The following is a 21,117-nucleotide window of genomic DNA, read 5'->3' on the forward strand; positions in this document are numbered from 1 at the left end:
ATGAGATTCTTCACTTCGCTCTGAATGACATTTTCTTTATTATAAGTTGAGGTACCACTGTTTTTAATTTGTAAATTGATCCCTTATTATATCGCATTGAATTTTTTTGAATCCATATTAAAATTAAATGGTTATCCTATTCAGGAAGCTAAAAAACAGCTAGCTGAAATTCAGAATATTCCTGAAAATGAGTACGAGGCTCACATCTTTAAACAAAGAAAATCAATAGTTGAATATCATTTAAAACACAATTCTTTTTACAAATCGTTTCTTGGAAGTTCTTCTACTGAAAAGTGGGAAGATATTCCAATCATGCGAAAGAAAGATCTTCAAATACCTTTAAAAGATCGAATATCACAAGGGTTTAATATTAAAAAATGTTATGTAAGTAAAACATCTGGCTCGAGTGGTACTCCTTTAGTTTTCGCAAAAGATAAATACTGTCATGCGCTTACCTGGGCAGGAATTATAGATCGATTTGGATGGTTTTCTATCGATTTTAATCATTCCTATCAAGCTCGATTTTACGGCATTCCATTAAGTTTTTTCGCTTATCAAAAAGAACGTTTAAAAGATCGTTTAAGTCACCGTTTTCGGTTTCCTATTTTTGATCTTTCAGAAAAAAAACTAGAAGAATTTTTATCTGTTTTCAGAAAAAAGAAATTCTTTTTTATCAATGGGCACACAAGTTCGATTGTTCTTTTTGCAAAATATTTAAAAGAAAAAAAACTTATCTTAACAGATGTTTGTCCTAGTTTAAAATACTGTGTTGTGACCAGTGAAATGTTATATGATTCAGACAAAAAACTTCTCCAAGAAATATTGAATGTCCCAATCATTAATGAATATGGTGCCTCCGAGATAGATTTAATTGCATTCACGAATAGTAAAGATGAATTTATAGTGAATAGTGAAACGTTGTTTGTAGAAATATTAGATGAAGAAAATAATTCTGTTCCAAATGGAGAGGTTGGAAAAGTGGTTATAACTTCATTGTACAATAAGGCACAACCATTAATACGATATGAAGTTGGAGATGCAGGAATTTTATCCCCAAAGGGTACTTTAAAAACCCCGATTTTACAAGAGTTAGTGGGGCGTTCAAATGATATCGCTTATTTACCTAGCGGCAAAACAGTTCCTGGACATACCTTGTATTATGTTACTAAAAGTGTCATTGAAGATGATGGAAATGTAAAGGAATTTATTGTTGAGCAATTAACTTTAGAAACGTTTAAAATTATTTATGTTTCAGATACTGAATTACAAAAAGAGCAAATTAATACTATTCATAAAGCAATGACTCAATATTTGGAGGAAGGTTTATCCATTCAATTAGAAAAAGTCGCTGTGTTAGATCGAAGTAATCGAGGAAAGTTAAAGCAGTTTACCTCGAATATTGAACAAAAATGAAGGGACAAAAAAATAAAGAAATATTAATCATTACTAATTACTTCCCTCCTGAAAAAGGGGCGGCATCAAATAGAATTTTCTCTCTTGTAAAAGGGCTCTCTGAAAGTAATTATAAGGTGCAAGTTGTTTGCCCTTTGCCTAATTATCCCCAGGGGAAAGTGTTTACGGGTTTTAAAAAGAAATTATTTTCTAAAGTAGAAGAAGAACATAGCTCGGTAAATAGGTTATGGCTTTGGCCAAGTAATTCAAGTAATAAGTTTATTCGGCTTTTGTCAATGCTATCTTTTTCATTTAGTTTGACGCTTTTTATGATTTTCAAAAAAACTCCTAAAAAAATATTTATACAATATTCTCCAGTTTTTGTTGGATTTACTGCTGTTTTTTGGGCTTCCATATTGCGAAAGAAAATTATATTAAACGTTTCAGATCTTTGGCCATTAGCGGGTTTAGAGATGGGTTTATTAAAGAAAGGAATGTATTATAATTTACTTCGTAAAATGGAAAAATTTTGCTATCGTAAATCTCATTTAATTATAGGTCAGTCACAAGAAATTCTTGATTATATTAAAAAAGAAGGTGTTTTAACTTCATTATTTTTATATCGTAATATTCCCGATTTTACCCCACTTACCATACCCATTAGTGCTGTTTCAAAAGAAATTAAAATAGTGTATGCGGGTTTATTAGGTGTAGCTCAAGGGGTATATAATCTCTGTACTCATATTAATTTACCTAAACATATACAATTACATATTTATGGAAATGGTCCAGAGTCTGAAAACATAAAAAACTGTAATGCAACTAATATATTTTATCACGGAGAAATAGAAAGAGAGCTATTAAATGCTAAACTGCATGAGTATCAAATAGCATTTATCCCTTTAATAAATAGAATTTATGGATCTGTTCCCTCAAAGATTTTTGAACAATCAAGAGTAGGATTACCCTTATTATATTATGCGGGTGGTGAAGGTGAAACTATTGTTAGGAATAATAAATTAGGCTGGACTATTCCAGTAAATGACTTGAATGCATTACAAAGTTTTATTGATTCATTAACTTCTGAAAAGTTAATTGAATTTAATAAAAATTCGGTTCAAAAAAATACAATTAAAGCATTTGATTTTAACATTCAATTTAAAGAATTAACTGAGAGGTTAAATGCTATTTAGTAGGCTTTGTCATCCCCTTTTAAGGCGTTATAAACTGTTTGAAAAACAATTTTAATATCTAATAATAGAGACCAATTTTCTAGATAAAAGATATCGTATTTTACACGATTTATAATATCCTCGTCAGTTTCAACCTCACCTCTATAGCCTGTGACTTGAGCTAAACCTGTAATGCCTGGTTTTATAAAGTGACGCACCATAAATTTATCAATTCTTTCTGCATACATATGGGTATGACTTACCATATGTGGTCTTGGACCTACAATAGACATATCGCCTTTTAGTACATTTATAAACTGTGGCAATTCATCAATACTTGTTTTTCGAATAATTTTTCCAACCAAAGTAATCCGCTGATCTCCTTTAGTAACTTGATGTAAATGCGCTGTTGGGTTAGGCTTCATTGATCGGTACTTATAACAATAAAATTCTTTATAATCTAAACCATTCCGCTTTTGTTTGAAAAACACAGGTCCTTTCGATTCAATTTTAATTAAAAGGCCGAGAAGTGGTGTTAACCAAGACAAGATGCCAACTATAATAAATAATGAAAAAATAATATCGAAAGCTCTCTTAATAAATTGATTAAAAGGATATTCTATGGGTATTGTTCGTAATGAAATAATGGGTAAATAGCCGTAATAATTAAAATCGAGCTTTTTTGTATAAATCTCTTTATTATCTGGAATAAATTTTAAAATCTTTAAGTTATTATCAGCAAAGGTGATAAGCTGTTGAATTTGTTCTTCTGTTAATTCTGCTATTGAAGAATATATTTCATCAACTTCATTTTCTAAAATATAACTAAAAACATTCTCTATATCTATATTTGAATGTGTGTCAAAATTGAATGTTTTTTGCAGTTGATAACCATAATCAGAGTTGTCTATAAAAAATTTACGAAGTTGGTCTGTTTTCTGATTTAATCCAAGAATAACAACATTACGATAATTCCCGCCGAGTAGTGTGCGGTATTTTTTTAATAAAAAATAAATAGTAAGTTTAACTAGTGTTATAATGACAAACACTATTAAAATATACTTTATAACTTCTAGTGGAGCTTTTTCTAGGTCATAATAAAAGCCAAAAAAGGCAAAAACAATTAGTCCAAAAAGAACGACTTGTTTCCCTATAAGAGAAAATATTTTTATAAGTTGAGTAAATCGATAAACTTCATAAAAGTTTGATTTTATTGAAATAAAAACCCATGAAAGAGATATAAATAGAATATAATTTAGAAAATGAATTTTATCAATAAAAAATGATTTAGCTAATAAATGAATTATTACTAAATCTAATATTATAGACAAAGGCCTTATATAGCCAGAATATCTCCCACTCTTAAATATCATTTTCGTATGTGTTTAGAGAAATCTTTATGTTCACTTTTTAATAATTCTTCAGGGGAAAGGTTTTTAAAATACTCATATGTTTTTTTCATTCCTTCTGCTCTTGAAACTAATGGTTCCCAATTCAATATTTCTTTAGCTTTAGAGATATCAGGTTGTCTTTGAAGAGGATCATCTTTAGGTAAGGGTTGATATATAATTTTTTGATCCGTTCCTGTAAGCTTTATGATTTCTTCTGCAAATTCTAAAATACTAATCTCATTTGGATTACCAATATTTACTGGTAAAGAATAGTCACTTAATAACAACCTATAAATGCCTTCAATCTCATCATCAACATAACAAAAAGAACGTGTTTGTGAACCATCCCCAAACACTGTTAAATCTTCTCCTCTTAATGCTTGCCCCATAAAGGCTGGTATTACCCTACCATCATTTAATCTCATTCTGGGTCCGTAGGTATTAAATATTCTAGCAATACGCGTTTCTATACCATGAAAACGATGATAGGCCATGGTAATTGATTCTTGGAATCGCTTGGCTTCATCATAAACTCCTCTAGGCCCTATAGTATTCACGTTTCCATAATACTCTTCAGTTTGAGGATGCACCAAAGGATCTCCATATACTTCTGAAGTGGAAGCGATTAGAATTCTAGCATTTTTTTCCTTGGCTAGCCCTAATAAGTTATGGGTTCCTAATGAGCCTACTTTTAGGGTTTGAATAGGAATTTTTAAATAATCGATTGGACTTGCAGGTGATGCGAAATGTAAAATATAATCTAAGTGACCCGCAACGTGTACAAATTTTGAAACATCATGATGATAAAATTCAAAATTTTGGTTTTTAAATAAATGTTCAATATTTTTAAGATCACCAGTAATTAGATTATCCATGGCAATAACTTCATAACCCTCGGCTATAAATTTGTCGCATAAATGAGATCCTAAAAATCCTGCTGCTCCTGTTATTAAAACCCTTTTTTTCATTGTGTAATTACTTTTCTACCCACTGAAACATAATGAAATCCTTCATTTTTCATTTCATCTAAATCATACAAGTTTCTTCCATCAAAAATAACTGCTTGTTTTAAGTTCTCTCTTAATTTTGTAAAATTTGGTGTTCTAAAAATACTCCATTCTGTACTTATAATCAATGCATCTGCATTTTCTGTAGCACTATACATAGAATCGGCAAATTGTATTTTATTTCCATATTTTTCTTCTACATTATTCATTGCTTCTGGGTCAAAAGCAATCACTTTAGCTCTTTTTTCTAATAATGCATCTATCATATATAATGAAGGAGCTTCTCTAATGTCGTCTGTTTCTGGTTTAAATGCCAGTCCCCAAACGGCTATTTTTTTTCCTTTTAAATCGCCTTTAAAATAGGCCTCCATTTTTGGGATTAACAATGTTTTTTGGGTACTATTAACATCTATAACTGCATCTAATATTTTAAAATTATAGGCTTTGTCTTTACCTGCTTTCTGTAATGCTTTTACATCTTTAGGAAAACAAGAGCCTCCATAACCAATTCCTGGAAATAAAAATCGGGACCCTATTCTTGAATCTGTTCCCATTCCTGCACGTACCATATCTACATTTGCTCCTACTTTTTCACAGTAGTTAGCAATTTCATTCATAAATGTAATTTTTGTAGCAAGAAAAGCATTGGCGGCATATTTGGTTAGTTCTGCCGATTTTTCATCCATGATAATTATAGGGTTTCCTGATCGAACAAAAGGACCGTATAATTTTTTCATTAGTTGAGTTGCTCTTTCACTACTTGAACCTACAACAATCCGTTCGGGTTTTAAAAAATCGTCTACAGCAAACCCTTCTCTTAAAAATTCTGGATTTGAAACTACATCAAATTCGCAAGTAGCATTTTTAGAAATAGTTTGATAGACTTTCTCAGCAGTCCCTACAGGGACTGTACTTTTATCAACAATAACTTTATATTCGGAAATCTTTTTTCCAATTTCATCTGCTACTCCTAACACATATGATAAATCTGCAGATCCGTCTTCATCTTCAGGAGTAGGTAAGGCTAAAAAAACAATTTCTCCAAAATCTAATCCTTTATCCAAAGAAGTTGTAAAATTTAATCGTCCCGCTTTTATATTTCTTTCAAATATAACATCAAGATGGGGTTCGTAGATTGGAACGATCCCGTCTTTCATTTTTCTTACCTTTTCTTGATCTATATCTACACAAATTACATCATTTCCCGTTTCCGCCAAACAAGTTCCTGTAACTAAACCAACATATCCTGTTCCTATTACTGTAATTTTCATTCTTTTTCTTTCAATAATTCTGCAAAAGTACGACTTAGCTAACTTATTTGCTATTATATTAATTTGTTGTTTAGGGGGTATACTTTTCTTTTTCTGAATTTTTAAAAAATGTATTGTCTATTAAAAGTATCACTAATATGAAACCAAAATAATAGGCTCCAATTTGCCGATGAAAAAAGTTCTCTGCCATCCCAAATAATACGATTGTAAAAATTAATGCAGTAGCAAAAAAGTGTTTTCTATAGTGGCTAAATAAAGCGCCCAAAAGACCAATAAATAACAACATCCCAATGATTCCTGTGCTTATATAAAAATCAAGGTATTGATTGTGTGAGTTAAACTTTTTTGAAAGAAATATTTGTTTGGTGTTTTTATCTAAAATATCAGTCTCATAACATTGAAGTAATCGCTGATTGGTTTCTTTAAAGCCGATACCAAAAAAACGATTCTCCATCTTCTGTATAATTTCGTTTGAGCATTTCCAGATAAAAGTTCTATACCCCCAAGGCATTGAATTTTCTATGAAATTAACTTCAGCAGTGTTATTTTCAGAAGGAATTAATTTTTCAAAAAATGGTTTGTTTGTGTTATAGGTAATGCCTCCAACTATTAAAACAATGGCAAAAGAAATTAATAATCGAATCTTTTTATGCGTACCATAAAACTGTCTTAAAAGTGCTACCACAATTACTATTAGAATAGCAACTTTAGACATAATTAATACTATATATAAACCACTTAATAGGATATTTGCCAAATAAAACCTATTATTTGGGTGGTAGTCATTTTTTAATGATTGGTATGAAATCAGAATACTTAAAACACATAATAATCCTAAATAAAGGCGATCTATTAATAGGATATCTATGCTTTCCTGAAAAAAAGAAAGGTTAAAAATTCCTGTTTTATTTACAAGAATAATAAATTGAACTAATGAAAAAATAATAGCCGCTATCGATGAAAAAATAATAGCCTTATTTAATTTTTTAAAATCCTGAACTGGTATATATAGAATTACTAACCCTAATGGAATCAGCATTTTTTTTATTACAACAAAATCATTTTCAAAACGACCGAAAATAAAAGCACTTGCTAATAAGAATGTGAAAAAAAGTAAAAAAAGAAAGATGGGTTTAACCAGAAGTTTTTTAAAATCATCTTTTGTTACAATAATTGGAAAAGCAACCACCAAAATTCCTAATAATAAATTTGGGAATGCTCTAATATAATCATCGAAGGGGATGGTTAAATACAGAAGTAAAAATGCATAAGGATATATAGATGCCAATAATATTTTCATCTGATTCTTTTATTATTTATGAATATATTAAATGAAAGCTAAACAATGATACTCTAGCCTAATTTTTATTTTTTATACCCCATTTTTTCTTTAAGTACTAAAAGTATGAATTTACTATTACCTATTAAATATCTTTTCCACATTCTTTTAGGTTCTTGTAAAAATCTATAAAACCATTCGAGTCCCATTTTTTGCATCCAAACAGGGGCTCGTTTTGTAATTCCTGCAATTACATCGAAACTACCTCCAACACCCATAATAAAATTAACCTCTTTTAATATCGATCTGTGGTTGTATAAAAAGTTTTCTTTGATAGGTGATGTTATTGCAACAAAAAGCATTTGAGCGCCACTCTCAGCTATTTCTTTGGCTATTGAAGGTTCGTCCTCTTTGTTAAAATAGCCATTTCTAAAACCAGCTATAATATCATTGCCATATTTTGATGAATAAATTTCAGCCACTTTGCTCACCACTTCTTCTTTAGCGCCTAAAAGAAATATTTTATGATTTCTCTCAGCTGCTAATTGCACTAAATTAATCATTAGATCAATTCCTGCAACTCTTTCTTTTAAAGGTTGATTTAAAACCTTAGAGGCCCAAACAACAGCTTGTCCATCTGCATTGATTAAATCACTATTATTTACACTCTCTCTTAATTGTTTATCTTCTTGTAATGCCACAATTTTACCAGCGTTAACAACTACATGATGTATTTGTTTTTTATCTGTTATTGCTTCATCGATTATTGAAAGAGTTTCTTTCATCGATAAGTTATGAATTGTGGTGTTTAGAAAACTATTTGTTTGAATGCTCATTGTTAGCATTTGTTTTGCTTTTTAAAAATACTTCTCTGATAATTAATAAATAAATTGGTATTGTTGAATAGGTGAAAAAATTCCCTGCAAAGAATATAATAAAAATTAAAAAAACAATACAAAAGAGTGCAATTTTGTTAATATAAAATGTTACATAAAGTTTATAGTAGGTTATTAAATAGAATATTCCACCAATAATTCCCCAAAAATGTAAAATATCGATGAAATCTAATTGTGACCTAGAAGAAATATCATTAAAACCACCCAATAAATAATTTACAGGGCCCCAGTTTTCAGAAATGTTTGGAAGTGTTTTATTTAAAAACAACTGATCTCTATATGACAAAATAGATGAAATGATACCGTTAGATTCTCTAATTTGATTAAATTTTCCAAATTCAAAAAAAAGTAGATACCCTATAACGCTAAATACCAATATCAAAAGAATACCTAAGATATACCTTTGTTTTTTAGCTCTAATTTTTAAAAAAAGAAACGCAAGTATAATAGCGCCTAAACCTAGATAAATTGATTTTGTTCCTACAAATAAACAAACTATAAAAACAAATATAGATTTCCATTTACTGAAAAAATGTTCTCTATATGTATATAAAAAGTAAAATAAAGAAATGATGTAAAAATAGGTGCTTGTAGAGGAGGTTCTTAACAAGCCATTGTAGCCAAATCTAGCAAATTGATAGGTTTCGAAAATTGATATGTCAAATAATACTCCCAGTATAACTAAAAGACTATTTAAAATTATTATTAATTCGAAAACTTTAAATAAATAATTCACACTTTTTTTATTTAAAGTATGGCAATTAAAATATAAGAACAGAAATAATGGAAATAGGTATTTAGAAAATAAAATAATACTTTCTGAAGAGTAACTATTTGGTATTATATATTGTCCTATTATAAAGAATAAACTTAAAAGGGTTACTGTAATTAAATAGTTTTTCTTTTTATAATTTATTAAAACATCAATAACTAAATAAATCAATACAACAAGCTTAATGGAACTCTGTAAAATGGTAGTTTCATTAGAAAAAGCTACAGTTTTCCCATAAGCTTCAGAACAAAAAAAAGTAATGAGCAGTATAGATAAAAAATTGTCTATAAATAGTATTCTAATATTATTTTTAAGACTATTATTTTTCACTTATCTCGTTTTGTTGGTTCGAAAAAAGAAACACAGAGCCGAAAAAAGCAACAAATGTAATCGCGGCATTATTTTTTAAATAACTTTCAAATATCCCTATCATACATATCATACAAAAAAACATGAAGTATTCTAGGTCTCTAAACTTTAATGAAAAATATAGATTTGTAAATAAAAAGTAAAGTAATATAAGAAGGCCAAAAACACCAAACTCAATAGCAAACGATAAATAAATATTATGGGCATCGTACCTTTTATTTAAGGATCCGTATAAACCATCTTTTTTATATTGTTCTGATAATGCATCTTTTTCTGATAGGTTTCCATGACCAAATAAAGGGTTTTCTTTAAAAACTTTAAATGCTGATTTCCAGCGGGCTATTCTTGAATCTGCACTAATTTTACTATTATATTTAGTGTCTACTTGTTCTGATAATTCCCAAGAAAGTTCTTTAGTAATCCTTTGGTAAATAAATGTCTTTGAAATATTACTATTGACAAATCCAATACATCCCGCAATGATTAATACCAGAACGAACATTTGAACATATCGTTTCTGTTTTATAAATTTAAAAAGAATCCATGTAAAAATTCCAATAATTATTAATCCATATAACATAAATATAATTCTTGAATTAATAAATAAAACCCCTAGAGACAATATGAATAGTATGAGTAGATAAATCCAATTTTTAAGTTTTCTCTTTTCTTTAACAATCCAATTAATAACAATTACTATAGATAAAATAACATAAGCGCCTAAGTAGGTTGGATGCAAATCTAATAGCTTAGTAAAATAATAGTAGGTGTGGTAATAGCTAAATATTTCATCATCAAAGTTAAAAAGAGGTCTAGTAATAAAATAGCTATAAAAATTATTGCTTAATAATATTATTAAAGAAAGAACCGAACCAAATGTTAATCCATGAAAGAGTTTTCTTTTTATTAATAAAATGTTTTCTTTTGAATGAAAAAATACGATCAAAGGACATAGAATGAAAGAGAGACCACGCTCAAGAGTTTTTAAACCTCTTACTGGTTCTTCCGTTACTAAAAGTCCCAATACATAGGTAATAAAAAGGAGTACTGTTGAATAGAAAAGTAAATTAATTTTTCCTGTACTGTACTCTTTTTTTATAAAAAATAAATATGCTGATCCTACAAAAAAAAGGATTAAAAAAACATTACTTAATTTTATAGAAAGTGGTAAAAAGAATGCCATTAAGAAAGTAGAATATTCTAAAACAGAAAAAATATTTACTTTTTTAATAAATGATTTTAAGTAATCATTATTCATTCTTTCTTTCTTTTATAAATTTTGCAGGAACTCCCCCAACTATTGTAAAAGGTTTTACATCTTTTGTTACAATGGCTCCTGCCCCAACAATAGCTCCTTCGCCTATAGTTATTCCAGGCATAATCACTACATTTCTAGCTAACCATACACCATTTTCAATAATAGGAGGGTTTGGAGTTGTATCTCCTTGATCTACAATTGGAATATCTAATTTTTCATGATTATGAGAAACACTAATAATAACTACATTTGGTGCAATTAAAACATTGTTTCCAATAGTTGCTTCTTGAATAAAAACATTTTCATTTATTCGACAATTATTTCCGATTTTTAATCCTTTTGCATTAGATATATAGACCCCACATTCTACCTTACTTTTTTTATCATAAGGCATTATCTTTAAAATTTTTGATAAATACCAAACTCTTAATGTGGATGTTACAGATAAAAACCTAGAATGAGGTAGCTTATAAAAAAAGGCATAATAAAATATCAGTTTTAACTTATTTAACATAATTCAGATAATTTATTTTTCAAAATATTAGCTATATTCTTTGCTTCATATTTTGATGAGGTCTCCAAGGCATTTTTTGATAGTTCTTGTTTTTCTGTTTCTGAAAGTTTAAAAAATTTATCTATAGTTTCACTTAATTGAACAAAATCACTTGGTTCAAACAAAAACCCATTATACCCTTCTTCAATATACGTTTTTAATCCAGCAATATTGCTTCCTATAACAGGCGTTTTACAACTCATAGCTTCTAAACCAACTAATCCCAGGCTTTCGGCTTCTCTTTTAGTGGGAAATACCATGACATCAATTTCATTATACAAATGAATTAACTCGTTTTGATTAATTAAGCCCAAAAATGTTACTTTATCGGATAGTTTAAAATCTAATATCATTTGCTTCAATAAGCCTTCTTGTAATCCTTGTCCAGCTATTTTAACTTTAAAATTAAACCCATTTCGATTTAAAATATCTAACGCTTTTAAAAAATCATCCCATCCTTTTCCTTCATCTATTCTAGAAATTAAACCCATTGTTGGTAAGGCATTCTTTTTCGTTTCAATATAATAAAATTTAGAAGTATCTATCCCACCTGATGGAGAAACAAAAATATCCTCAGGCTTTAAAAAAGGATAGAAATTCAGCATAATCTCTTTAAAATATTGGGAAGGAGTAATTACCAAGTCCGTTTTCTTTAGAACCTTGATGTTTATTTTATTAATAAACTTTCCTTGTGAGTCTAAAATGTCAGAGCCATGAACATTTACAACCAAAGGGGATTTCTTATTAAGGAAATTCAGAAGGTATAAAATTGGGGAATTATGCGTTAAATAATGTACATATCGCAGGTCGAATTTTTTAAAAAAATGATTCTTCGTTATTGATAGATAATACTTAGAATAGGTCAGTGCTTTTTTTAAAACTCCCGTTCTTTTTCCATTAATCACTGAAGATGCGGAAAACTCAACACCTTGTTTTCTAAGGAGTTCCTTAAAATTCTTCACAAATACGCCAAATAAAGGATCCATTTTAGATGGATACATGTTGGATATTAGAAATATTTTCATAATTATAAGCTTAATAGCTAAAGATAAAAACAAATATCAATTAATTTTATGACAATGCTCGTTTGTGAATACAGAATATTTTAATGTTAAAACTTGATTCTCATTACGACGATTCTTAAGGCAACCATAACTGCAATAAGCAGAAAGAATATAACATCGAAATAACCCGTATGGATTAACATTAAAGAATTGATAGCAAACATAGCATAGAGTACTGTAGAAAATGGATCTTTTCTTTTAACCATGATTTTCTTAAAATATTCTATACATGCTGCAAGTATAAAAAATCCAAAAAATACTCCAAAAAAACCTCCATCCACAAACAATGCTCCTTGTAAAGTGGGGGTAATTGACCAAGGTCGACCATCTGGAAATTTACGAGAATCGACTATACCTCCAATAATATTTCTCACCCCAAGTTGTTCTCCAGGCAAAAGAGTTAAAAAATTAGACATAGCTAATTCTCCCATTAAAGGCTTATACCTTGTTTTTTTAATGAGTTTGATCACAATATCTTGATCATACCTGAAAACCGCAAGGGTGGGCATTATAGGCATTATATAAGGATGATCATCTATGAAATCAAAGTCCATGCTTCTAAAGAACCTACGAACGTCATATTTTTGAGACACTCGATACGAGGAAATAGAAGACATTAAAATGAGGACTCCCAGAAACAATAAAATATTTCGAATCGTAAATACCTTTTTAAACTTATTTTGATAGTCATTCTCAATCATAATAAAAATAAGAAGAGTGCCCCCTACGAGTATAATTAATGGCGAGCGATATCCCATAGATAATACTGAAATCGACTGAAGAACTACAAAAAAGATGAGTCTTTTACTTAATCGTTTATTGTCTAATAGCGTTTGAGCCACAAACAACAACGTAATGATTAGTCCACAATAAATAAATAAGGTAGTATAGGCATAAGTAACATAGCGTTTGTCTCCCATTATAATGAGAATTCCCCGATTCATTACATGAGTCATAACAATCAATAAAAAAGAAAGAAGGTTAACCCCAATAAAGATCATCCTAAACAATTTAGGCTTAAACCGGCCCTTAATTGATGGGGTTTTAAATTTTAAAGTACGAATAAGCAATGTTCCTATCGTAAAACCCATAAAGCCCAAGAATACTAGAAAAAATAATACATCATTTTTAAGTGTCTCTCGATAAAAGGGAAAGTTGATAATCCCCACTAAGTTGATTAATAAAAAAATAATAAGGAATAACCTTAAATAGGGTAATGATTTTATCTTTATGTTATCCAAATGAGTCTCCATAATAGGGTTAGCCAACAAAATTAATTGTTTTAAAAGGATAAAAATAATATTCTTTTGTTATTAATACCATCAATTACTCTAAATAATTGACTTATTCAATATTGATATAAATCCTTAATGATACTATTTTACTCAACAATGAGTTTTTTTGAGAGGCTAAACCCATCTATGTCTATAAAGTTAATAATATATACTCCTGCTGTAAGATGGCTAATATCTATTTGATAATTAGACAAAGTAATATATGAAAAAGATGAAATATTTAAACCGTTTATTGAATAAATACTAATATCAAAATAGTTTTGCTTTTTTGAGTTACTATTTATGCTTTAAAGTTCTTTCTGTAATAAACAAAAGACCAGTTAATAATAATAAATAAGATATAAAGTTAGTTAAAACAGCACCAATAATGCCATATTGTGGCAACAAACTAAATACTAATATAATATTAATAACCGCAATAACCAGAACCGCATAAAAGCGATACTTCTGTTTATCATAAATAATAATCAACATCTCGTAATTAGAAAATATAAAACGTAATAAAGCAGTAGCTAATACCAGCTTAAAAGCTATAATGATATCTTGAGTCGTAGGAACTTTAATAACTTTAAAAATAAAATCTTTTAAGAAAAACAATACCAAAACTGCGGCAACACCTATTAGGAAACTAAATACCTGTATTTTTCTAAAATTGCTAATCATTGATTTTCTATCCTGTTTCTTTAAATAATTTAAAACCACCTGAGATAGAGCCACTGTAAATAAAAATAAAGGAGATATAATAACAAATAGGGCTCTATAATAACCATAGGTGTTTTCATCTAATAGATAAAAAAGTAACAACATCCCTGATTGTGTATATACAGCAGTGGCTATTTCTTGAAAACCAAAATATTTTCTTTTAGAAAAAGCCTTTTTTATACGCTTTCTACTTTGACTTATATCTTTTAAAGAAGTGCTTTGAAATAACATTTTGTTAGAGAAAAAAGTAAGAAAGAAAACCAAAGCATTAATTCCAATTAGCACTCCAAAAATAAAATGTATGTTTTTAATTGAGGTCTCGAAAAAAAACAAATAAGCTATAAATGCTATTAAACAAAGGAAGAAAACAGTATAAGCCCTAAGTTCTTTGGCAAAATCTCCAACCCCTTTAAAAAAAGAAAATAAAATCATATTTAACGACAATACAAAGCCTAGTAAAACTCCATATCCAACATAATTCCAACCTTTTATGTTTTCTAAAAAAAGATTAAGAATTAAATAGATTGCCAATAAACCTAAAAACAAAATACTCGCCACCCAAAAAGAATCTAACAGCTTATTTTTACTTGCTTTTAAATCATCTACTTCGTTAATTAAAAAAACAGGACTACCAAAGGGTATGACTGCTAACAAAGTATTTGAAATGGAATATACGAAAGAAAATACCCCATAAGTTCCTATGTCCAGTACATTAATCAAGGTGATATTAAATATCCATCTAGAACCAAACTGAAGGCCTTGGGAGGAATTATTAAGGAAAATGTTTTTTAAAAACTTTTTTGAACTCATCGGCTTGTTCCTTAATTTTTTATCTAAGCTGTATATTTTTAAGTACTATTCTATGACCAATAACCTTTCTATATTTATCTCGATCATATAAAAAATAAATAATACTATCCATTTCTTTTGTAGGTATAACTATATCTTTAATAATGTATTTATACTTTCCAAAAGATTCAATGACTGGTTTAGAATTCCAAGATAGATGATTTTTGTTTTCCTTAAGATATTTTTTATCTACAAAACCAAATAATCCTAGACTATAACGCTCAACAAGTGTATCTGTAGTAGCATCACTTAATTTTAATACAAATTTATATTCATGCTCTTTTGTCTTAAAAAAAGCAAGTTTTTCGACAGTATATCCTTCAACTAGACTTAAATTAAGATTTCTAATTCTAGGATATTTTTCTAAACCAGAATTTAACGCCTCGTCATAAGATTTATTAATACAACTATTCAGTAGTATTAATATACTTAATGATGATAAAATTCTTTTCATTATTACTTAATTTTTTCTAGATTGAAAAAAAATATCTTTAATCTTCACTCTTTCTCCAATAACTCCTTTGTATCCATCTTTATCAAAAAGAAAAAGCTCTATTTTTTTTATGTTTTTTATTTTTGTGTTTATTTCTAAAGAAAAATTATTTTTTCCATCTAAAACAAAATCATCTAAATCGTAATTTCGTTTTATTGATTTATTCCTATCACTTAGCATTTCCTTGTGGTCATCTTTAGGATAAATATGAATAGCCAAACGATATTTGTTTTCTTCTCCAGAACCTATAAAACTGCTATCCAATTTTACTCGAAAATTAAGTTTCTCTTTTTGATAACTAAGAATCTCTAATTCCTTGATTGTTATAAACTTTAAGACTGTTTCATTTAATTCTCTTTTAAATGAAACAGGCTTAAAAAAAGAATACATGTTTTTAAACTCTGCATGTTTTTTTTGCGAAAATTTCCAGACATCATCAGTAGAACGATCTTTTAAACTATAATGCTCTTTGATGTAGTTTGCAAGAAACATTGTTGCTTTAGTGCTACCATAGGTATTTAAGTGAGAATTGTCTTTAAAGTCTATAACATTTAAATTCATTTCGTTTAAATAATCATTAAGATTGAGAAAAGAAATATCTAATGAATGACAGAGTGTCTCCAATTCAGAAAAAATATAATAGTTAAATGAAACTCTTGCTCTTGGGTCTGGAGAAGAAACAATGAGTACTTCTGCTCCTGTATTTTTAGCCAGATCAACAAAACGTTTAATATCCTCTTTTGCTAGATCGGTAAGCCAAGATCTATTTGGGTCATTATTTAAAGGTTCTTTATTAAAGTCCTTATACTTTTCTTGCTCCTCTAAACTCATTACATTTATTGCGCCTATAAAACCTCCGTAAAAATAATTTTTAGTGGAATCTAACTTTTTTCTGCGAGATAAGTTAAAAAATTTATTCGTTTTCCATTTTGAATGATTTCTAATTAAAGGAAACATAACACCTAAATACTCCTTTGGTTCATATATTTTTAACGTTTTTTCAGCCTTCAATAAAGAAACATTTGGCACAACATCCATTGCTCGTAAATGAAAAGCTTTGTCTTCTTTTCCTTTTACAGGTCTTAATGTTGGCGGGTATACTTCTAAAATCACTAATTTTGGTTTTGTTTTTTTTAATGACTCTACTAAAACCAAATCTGTTAATTCTACTTTTAATGCATCTGAACCTAAATTATAACTAACGGTCTTGCATATATCATCAACAATAAGTGGGTTAAAGGCCGTATAAGAATGAGAGCTTCCATAGAATATAACGTCAATATTAGTTTTTTCAGCTAAAACTGTAAAATCTTCACTTGTATTAATATAATGGTGCTCAGATTTAAACACTTCATTTAAATAAATAAACACTAATGAAAATAACACTAAAAAGGAAAGTATAGAAACAGTTGTTTTTCTTTTCATAATGAATTAAAATTGAAAATAAATAAACTCTGAAACACTATCATTTCCATAAATACCAAAAATGATGATTATAAAAGCAATAATTACATAAAAAACACTTCTTACCAGAAAATGCATTCTATTTAATGCTTTAAATGCATTATACTTTCTATGAAAATAATCAAACCCTAATAAAGCTATGATAGCAACTAACGCTAAATTAAATTCAGAGGAAACTAGTCCTAAACTATAGAAATTTTTAAGCTCTGGGTCAAATTTGAATAGATTTTGAACAATATACATGCTATCTGTAAAACTATTGGCTCTAAAAAAGATCCAAGCAAAACAAACGATAGAAAAAGTTATCATTAAAAAGAGTGTTCTTTCTAGAAGATTATTTTTATCAATTCGTATTTTTTTAAAAAATGATGTTTTATAATTGTCCGTGGCTTTTTCTATAACAATAATAACTCCATGTATAAAACCCCAAATAATAAATGTTATGGCTGCACCATGCCAAAGTCCACTAATGACAAAGACCAATAATAGGTTGATATACATCCTATTCTTTCCTTTTCTACTTCCTCCTAAAGGAATATATACGTAATCTCGAAACCATGTAGATAATGAGATATGCCAGCGTCTCCAAAACTCAGTAATCGATTTAGAAAAATAAGGGGTGTCAAAGTTTTTCATTAAATCAAAACCTAAAGTTCTTGCAATACCTATAGCAATATCTGAATAACCAGAAAAATCACAATAAATCTGAAAAGCAAAAAAGATGGTTGCTATAATCAAGGCTTGTCCTCCATGATCAGTTGGATTATTATACACTTCGTTTACAAGTATTGCCAATCGATCTGCAATAACCATTTTTTTAAACAATCCAAAAGCAATTAATAGCATTCCACTTTTAAATAGTTTATAATTAAAATTATAAACTTTAAAGAATTGAGGTAAAAGATGAGAGGCTCTTTCGATAGGTCCAGCAACCAATTGAGGAAAGAATGCTACAAAAGAGAAAAAGGCTAACCAATTTTTAGTTGGTTTTAATCTTTCTCTGTATATATCGATGGTATAGCTTAAAGTTTGAAAAGTATAAAAACTAATTCCTACAGGTAATATAATATGTAATGAATATGAATCTAAATCAGCACCAAACAATCGAAAAGATTGTATAAATGAATCAATAAAAAAGTTTGCATATTTAAAGTATGCTAAAAAACCTAAATTTAGGACTAAACTAACAATTAAATAATTTCGTTTGGTCCGTTTTTTTGATGCTTTAAATATCTTTTGTCCTATCGTAAAATCAACAATGGAACTAAAAATGATTAAAAAGAGAAAGCGCCAATCCCACCAAGCATAAAATATATAACTAGAAGTTAATATTAAAACGTTTCTGGCAACTATTTTTTTTGAAAAAATCCAATATATAATAAAAAATATCGGGAAAAATATTGCAAAATCTAAAGAGTTAAAAAGCATATTCTTCTCTTATCTGTATTAATTTAAAACTCCACAAAAATCTAATATTTGTTTTGTTTTATCAATTTCTAATGTCTTAAATTCTGAATGTGAAACTAAAAACACTAAAATATCAGCTTGCTGTAAAGCTTGACTGGTATCTATAAGTTTTCTTTTTTCGTTTGAAACCAAATTAGGTTCTACAGCTAAAATAGTGAATTTTTGCTCTTGTAGGGTTTCTGCTACATAAAGCGCTGGAGATTCTCTTAAATCATCAATGTCTGGTTTAAAAGCAAGTCCCATACAGGCTATGATTGGATCTCTGTTATTTTCAATTTTAAATGCAAGTGCTTTATTTTTTATCTTTTCTAAAACCCATTCTGTTTTATAGTTATTCGCTTCTCTTGATTTTCTAATTAATGGGCTTTCCTTTGGGAATTCAGAAACAATAAACCATGGATCTACAGCGATACAATGACCTCCAACACCAGTTCCTGGATTTAAAATATTAACTCTAGGATGTTTATTGGCTAGAGCAATCATATCCCATACATTTATTCCAGCCTTGTCACAGATAATGGATAATTCATTAGCAAATGCTATTTGATTGTCTCTTGAAGCATTTTCAACCAATTTTACCATTTCGGCAGTTTTGGCATTAGTTGGATGTAATGTTCCAACTACAAAATGTTTATAAAATGCAATTGCCTTTTCTGTAGAAGCTTCATTAATTCCACCAATAGCTCTATCGTTATGTTTTAATTCATGAAGAATATTTCCTGGTAAAACACGCTCAGGACAATAAGCCAAATAAATGTTTTCTTTTAATTCGGGACGCTGTTCGAATATGAGTTGTTCCATCTTTCGAGTGGTTCCAACAGGGCTCGTCGATTCTAAAATCACTAATGCTCCTTTTCTAAGGGTTGGAATGATGCTTTTTACTGCAGCTGCCACAAACGAAAGATCAGGCTTATAGTCGCCTTTAAAAGGGGTAGGAACAGCAATTAAATATACGTCAGAAGTAATAGGGCTTGTTGAGGCTTTAAGATACCCTTCTTTAACTACTTTGTGAACTAGACCATCTAAATCTGGTTCAACGATATGTATTTCGCCTTTGTTGATGGTATCAACAACGCGTTGACTAATATCGACTCCTGTTACTCTTAATCCTCTGCTAGCAATTAATGCTGCTGTTGGTAAGCCTATATATCCAAGACCCATCATGACTACATTGGGTTTATTTTTCATATATCAATATTGTTTTTTAAATCGGACATCTGCTGCCTGCCTGCCGCAGGCAGGTTCGCAATTAGTCATTTTATTGTGTGATAAAAAATTTAACATGCTCGTTTCATATTATAATTTCTTAATAAAATTTACAATTCTAGAAGTTGCTTTTCCATCTCCATAGGGGTTATGTAGCATGCTCATACTATTGTAATATTTAGTGTTTCTTATTAATTTTTGTGTCTCTTCAATTATTTTTTCTGTATTCGTGCCCACTAACAGTACGGTCCCTTCTTCTACTGCCTCTGGGCGCTCTGTAGTATCTCGCGTCACTAAAACTGGTTTCCCTAAACTTGGCGCTTCTTCTTGTATTCCTCCACTATCTGTAATGATGACAAGTGATTTTTCCATCAACCAAATAAATGCAGCATAAGCTAATGGTTTTACTAAAAATACATTATTAATTCCCGAAAGTAATTCATACACTGGTTTTTCTACTTTCGGATTTAAATGTACCGGGTAAATAATTTGAACATCTGAATTATTTTCAGCAATAGTTTTTAAGGCCGAACAAATATTTAAAAGTCCTTGACCATGGTTTTCTCTTCGATGCCCTGTTACTAAAATAATTCTTTTCTGAAAGTCCAGAATTTCTTTTAGCTTTTCAATTTCTGGATCTTTGAAATTGCTTGAATTTACTTTTTCAATTCCAAATAACAAAGCGTCTATTACTGTATTTCCTGTTACCAGAATATTTTCTTTTGAAGTATTTTCTTGTAATAAATTAGCTTGAGATAATTTTGTTGGAGCAAAATGATAATCAGCAATTTTTCCGGTAAGTTGCCTATTAAACTCTTCAGGAAATGGATATTTTCTATCAAAAGTACGCAAGCCCGCCTCTACATGACACACTTTTGCTCCACTATAAAAAGCTGCTATTCCAACAGCCATTGATGTCGTAGTGTCTCCATGAACATAAACATAGTCTGGTTGCACCTCTTCTAAAACTGGCTTCATCCCTTCAATTATAGTTGCTGTTAAACTATATAAATTTTGATTAGGCTTCATTACATTTAAATCGTAATCGGGTATTATTTCAAAAAAGTCAAGTACCTGGTCTAACATTTCTCGATGCTGCGCTGTTACACATACCTTTGTGTTAAAAGAAGTATCCGCTAAAAAAGCTTTTACTAAAGGTGCCATTTTAATGGCTTCAGGGCGAGTACCAAATACAATTAAGTTATTTTTCATGAATA

The 21,117-nt window shown here is 29.2% G+C and carries 19 protein-coding genes; 2 read left to right on the forward strand and 17 right to left on the reverse strand.

Annotated features, from left to right (window positions below):
- Nucleotides 1–75 precede the first annotated feature (75 nt).
- Together ABXT64_RS05295 and ABXT64_RS05300 are read left to right on the forward strand one after the other, a co-directional pair.
- Entirely contained in the window at nt 76–1,413 is a 1,338-nt protein-coding gene (locus ABXT64_RS05295) for a phenylacetate--CoA ligase family protein (RefSeq protein WP_443634518.1), read from the forward strand.
- Nucleotides 1,410–2,585, forward strand: a complete 1,176-nt coding sequence (locus ABXT64_RS05300; RefSeq protein ID WP_443634519.1) for a glycosyltransferase family 4 protein — start codon at nt 1,410–1,412, stop codon at nt 2,583–2,585. Before ABXT64_RS05295 ends, ABXT64_RS05300 begins: the two co-directional genes overlap by 4 nt.
- Here ABXT64_RS05300 and ABXT64_RS05305 read toward each other — a convergent pair.
- From ABXT64_RS05305 to wecB, 17 genes are all read right to left on the reverse strand, one after another.
- A complete protein-coding gene (locus tag ABXT64_RS05305) occupies nt 2,582–3,937 on the reverse strand; it encodes an exopolysaccharide biosynthesis polyprenyl glycosylphosphotransferase (RefSeq protein ID WP_443634521.1) in 1,356 nt (451 codons plus the stop codon). The genes ABXT64_RS05300 and ABXT64_RS05305 overlap by 4 nt on opposite strands.
- On the reverse strand, nt 3,934–4,923 hold the full coding sequence (locus ABXT64_RS05310) for a UDP-glucuronic acid decarboxylase family protein (RefSeq protein WP_443634523.1): 990 nt from the start codon (nt 4,921–4,923) through the stop codon (nt 3,934–3,936). Before ABXT64_RS05310 ends, ABXT64_RS05305 begins: the two co-directional genes overlap by 4 nt.
- Nucleotides 4,920–6,233 carry a UDP-glucose dehydrogenase family protein gene (locus ABXT64_RS05315; RefSeq protein ID WP_443634525.1) on the reverse strand — a complete coding sequence of 438 codons (1,314 nt, stop codon included), beginning with the start codon at nt 6,231–6,233 and terminating at the stop codon, nt 4,920–4,922. Before ABXT64_RS05315 ends, ABXT64_RS05310 begins: the two co-directional genes overlap by 4 nt.
- Nucleotides 6,234–6,303: 70 nt before the next feature.
- The gene (locus ABXT64_RS05320) at nt 6,304–7,533 is read right to left on the reverse strand and encodes an O-antigen ligase family protein (protein ID WP_443634526.1); all 1,230 of its coding nucleotides are present in this window, start codon (nt 7,531–7,533) and stop codon (nt 6,304–6,306) included.
- A gap of 65 nt (nt 7,534–7,598) precedes the next feature.
- Nucleotides 7,599–8,348: a WecB/TagA/CpsF family glycosyltransferase gene (locus tag ABXT64_RS05325; protein WP_443634527.1), complete on the reverse strand. Its 750-nt coding sequence runs from the start codon at nt 8,346–8,348 to the stop codon at nt 7,599–7,601.
- Nucleotides 8,329–9,510 (reverse strand): hypothetical protein, encoded by a 1,182-nt coding sequence (locus ABXT64_RS05330; RefSeq protein ID WP_443634528.1) that lies wholly within the window; start codon nt 9,508–9,510, stop codon nt 8,329–8,331. The genes ABXT64_RS05325 and ABXT64_RS05330 overlap by 20 nt, the downstream gene beginning before the upstream one ends.
- Nucleotides 9,500–10,807: an O-antigen ligase family protein gene (locus tag ABXT64_RS05335; protein WP_443634530.1), complete on the reverse strand. Its 1,308-nt coding sequence runs from the start codon at nt 10,805–10,807 to the stop codon at nt 9,500–9,502. Before ABXT64_RS05335 ends, ABXT64_RS05330 begins: the two co-directional genes overlap by 11 nt.
- Nucleotides 10,800–11,201 (reverse strand): acyltransferase, encoded by a 402-nt coding sequence (locus ABXT64_RS05340; protein ID WP_443634531.1) that lies wholly within the window; start codon nt 11,199–11,201, stop codon nt 10,800–10,802. The genes ABXT64_RS05335 and ABXT64_RS05340 overlap by 8 nt, the downstream gene beginning before the upstream one ends.
- A gap of 113 nt (nt 11,202–11,314) precedes the next feature.
- Nucleotides 11,315–12,385: a glycosyltransferase family 4 protein gene (locus ABXT64_RS05345; RefSeq protein WP_443634533.1), complete on the reverse strand. Its 1,071-nt coding sequence runs from the start codon at nt 12,383–12,385 to the stop codon at nt 11,315–11,317.
- Nucleotides 12,386–12,471: 86 nt separating this feature from the next.
- Nucleotides 12,472–13,677, reverse strand: a complete 1,206-nt coding sequence (locus tag ABXT64_RS05350) for an oligosaccharide repeat unit polymerase (RefSeq protein WP_443634925.1) — start codon at nt 13,675–13,677, stop codon at nt 12,472–12,474.
- Nucleotides 13,678–13,805: 128 nt separating this feature from the next.
- Nucleotides 13,806–14,003: a T9SS type A sorting domain-containing protein gene (locus ABXT64_RS05355; RefSeq protein WP_443634926.1), complete on the reverse strand. Its 198-nt coding sequence runs from the start codon at nt 14,001–14,003 to the stop codon at nt 13,806–13,808.
- Nucleotides 13,996–15,231 carry a lipopolysaccharide biosynthesis protein gene (locus tag ABXT64_RS05360; protein ID WP_443634535.1) on the reverse strand — a complete coding sequence of 412 codons (1,236 nt, stop codon included), beginning with the start codon at nt 15,229–15,231 and terminating at the stop codon, nt 13,996–13,998. The genes ABXT64_RS05355 and ABXT64_RS05360 overlap by 8 nt, the downstream gene beginning before the upstream one ends.
- A gap of 19 nt (nt 15,232–15,250) precedes the next feature.
- Entirely contained in the window at nt 15,251–15,724 is a 474-nt protein-coding gene (locus tag ABXT64_RS05365) for a hypothetical protein (protein ID WP_443634537.1), read from the reverse strand.
- A gap of 6 nt (nt 15,725–15,730) precedes the next feature.
- A complete protein-coding gene (locus ABXT64_RS05370; protein WP_443634538.1) occupies nt 15,731–17,188 on the reverse strand; it encodes a hypothetical protein in 1,458 nt (485 codons plus the stop codon).
- Nucleotides 17,189–17,194: 6 nt separating this feature from the next.
- The gene (locus ABXT64_RS05375) at nt 17,195–18,655 is read right to left on the reverse strand and encodes an MBOAT family O-acyltransferase (protein ID WP_443634540.1); all 1,461 of its coding nucleotides are present in this window, start codon (nt 18,653–18,655) and stop codon (nt 17,195–17,197) included.
- A gap of 18 nt (nt 18,656–18,673) precedes the next feature.
- Nucleotides 18,674–19,882: a UDP-N-acetyl-D-mannosamine dehydrogenase gene (gene wecC, locus ABXT64_RS05380; protein ID WP_443634542.1), complete on the reverse strand. Its 1,209-nt coding sequence runs from the start codon at nt 19,880–19,882 to the stop codon at nt 18,674–18,676.
- A 108-nt stretch (nt 19,883–19,990) separates the two neighbouring features.
- Nucleotides 19,991–21,112, reverse strand: a complete 1,122-nt coding sequence (gene wecB, locus ABXT64_RS05385) for a non-hydrolyzing UDP-N-acetylglucosamine 2-epimerase (protein WP_443634543.1) — start codon at nt 21,110–21,112, stop codon at nt 19,991–19,993.
- Nucleotides 21,113–21,117: the final 5 nt, after the last annotated feature.

Source organism: Candidatus Marifrigoribacter sp. Uisw_064 (assembly GCF_047730175.1).
Taxonomy (GTDB): domain Bacteria; phylum Bacteroidota; class Bacteroidia; order Flavobacteriales; family Flavobacteriaceae; genus Marifrigoribacter.

Bases quoted from the DNA above. Each gene is read 5' to 3' on its own strand.
- ABXT64_RS05315 (WP_443634525.1), bottom strand. From the start codon at position 6,233: ATGAAAATTACAGTAATAGGAACAGGATATGTTGGTTTAGTTACAGGA.
- ABXT64_RS05375 (WP_443634540.1), bottom strand. From the start codon at position 18,655: ATGCTTTTTAACTCTTTAGATTTTGCAATATTTTTCCCGATATTTTTT.
- wecB (WP_443634543.1), bottom strand. From the start codon at position 21,112: ATGAAAAATAACTTAATTGTATTTGGTACTCGCCCTGAAGCCATTAAA.
- ABXT64_RS05340 (WP_443634531.1), bottom strand. From the start codon at position 11,201: ATGCCTTATGATAAAAAAAGTAAGGTAGAATGTGGGGTCTATATATCT.
- ABXT64_RS05345 (WP_443634533.1), bottom strand. From the start codon at position 12,385: ATGAAAATATTTCTAATATCCAACATGTATCCATCTAAAATGGATCCT.
- ABXT64_RS05350 (WP_443634925.1), bottom strand. From the start codon at position 13,677: ATGGAGACTCATTTGGATAACATAAAGATAAAATCATTACCCTATTTA.
- ABXT64_RS05325 (WP_443634527.1), bottom strand. From the start codon at position 8,348: ATGAGCATTCAAACAAATAGTTTTCTAAACACCACAATTCATAACTTA.
- ABXT64_RS05310 (WP_443634523.1), bottom strand. From the start codon at position 4,923: ATGAAAAAAAGGGTTTTAATAACAGGAGCAGCAGGATTTTTAGGATCT.
- ABXT64_RS05320 (WP_443634526.1), bottom strand. From the start codon at position 7,533: ATGAAAATATTATTGGCATCTATATATCCTTATGCATTTTTACTTCTG.
- ABXT64_RS05305 (WP_443634521.1), bottom strand. From the start codon at position 3,937: ATGATATTTAAGAGTGGGAGATATTCTGGCTATATAAGGCCTTTGTCT.
- ABXT64_RS05370 (WP_443634538.1), bottom strand. From the start codon at position 17,188: ATGAAAAGAAAAACAACTGTTTCTATACTTTCCTTTTTAGTGTTATTT.
- ABXT64_RS05365 (WP_443634537.1), bottom strand. From the start codon at position 15,724: ATGAAAAGAATTTTATCATCATTAAGTATATTAATACTACTGAATAGT.
- wecC (WP_443634542.1), bottom strand. From the start codon at position 19,882: ATGAAAAATAAACCCAATGTAGTCATGATGGGTCTTGGATATATAGGC.
- ABXT64_RS05300 (WP_443634519.1), top strand. From the start codon at position 1,410: ATGAAGGGACAAAAAAATAAAGAAATATTAATCATTACTAATTACTTC.
- ABXT64_RS05335 (WP_443634530.1), bottom strand. From the start codon at position 10,807: ATGAATAATGATTACTTAAAATCATTTATTAAAAAAGTAAATATTTTT.
- ABXT64_RS05360 (WP_443634535.1), bottom strand. From the start codon at position 15,231: ATGAGTTCAAAAAAGTTTTTAAAAAACATTTTCCTTAATAATTCCTCC.